This is a genomic window from Micrococcus sp. HG099 (assembly GCF_024723355.1).
In the GTDB taxonomy this organism is placed as follows: Bacteria; Actinomycetota; Actinomycetes; order Actinomycetales; family Micrococcaceae; genus Micrococcus; species Micrococcus endophyticus.
Genome location: NZ_JANQCJ010000286.1, coordinates 1 through 603 on the forward strand (window position 1 = coordinate 1; position 603 = coordinate 603).

Below are 603 nucleotides of genomic sequence, written 5' to 3' on the forward strand. Positions count from 1 at the left end.
GGATGAGCCCGGGGCGGCCTGGGCGTGCACGAGGTCGGCGCCCTCGGCGAGCACGCGCTCCCGCGCCGCCGGGGCGGGCGCCCGACGCAGCACGCCGGCCGGGTGGGGGTCGCCGAGCACGGTCACGGCGGCGTGGACGCGCTCCCCCGTGCCCAGGTCCCCGCCGGCCACCCGGCATCCCGGGGCGCCGAGACGGTCGACGGCGCCCACCACGCCCGCGGCGAAGGAGCGCACCCAGGCCAGGGGCGTCGTCGGGGGCAGAGTGAGGGCGGTGACGAGCGCGGAGGCGGTGCCGCCCATCGCGTTGACGTCGGAGAGGTTCTGCGCGACGGCCTTCCAGCCGGCGTCGTGGCCGCGGGTGCGCACGCCGGCGGGCCAGCGGTGCAGGAAGTCCGTGCCCTCGCCCATCGCGTCCGTGGAGACGAGCGTGCCACCGCGCGGGGCGGGGACGAGGGCGGCGTCGTCGCCCGGGGCCACGGTGCCGGGCGGCCAGTGCCCGGGCCGCACGGCCGGGGCCAGCCCGTCCAGGACCACGCGCAGCAGCTGCGCCTCGGTCACCTCGCCGACGGTCCTCCCGTCGGCGGGCCGCCCGCCCGCCGGGGT

The 603-nt window shown here is 80.9% G+C and carries 1 protein-coding gene; it reads right to left on the reverse strand.

Going from position 1 to position 603, the window contains the following annotated elements:
• Positions 1-558 (reverse strand): thiamine-monophosphate kinase (locus NWP10_RS12255; RefSeq protein ID WP_258301086.1); only part of this gene is annotated, 558 nt, incomplete at its 3' end.
• Between the last annotated feature and the right edge of the window lie 45 nt (positions 559-603).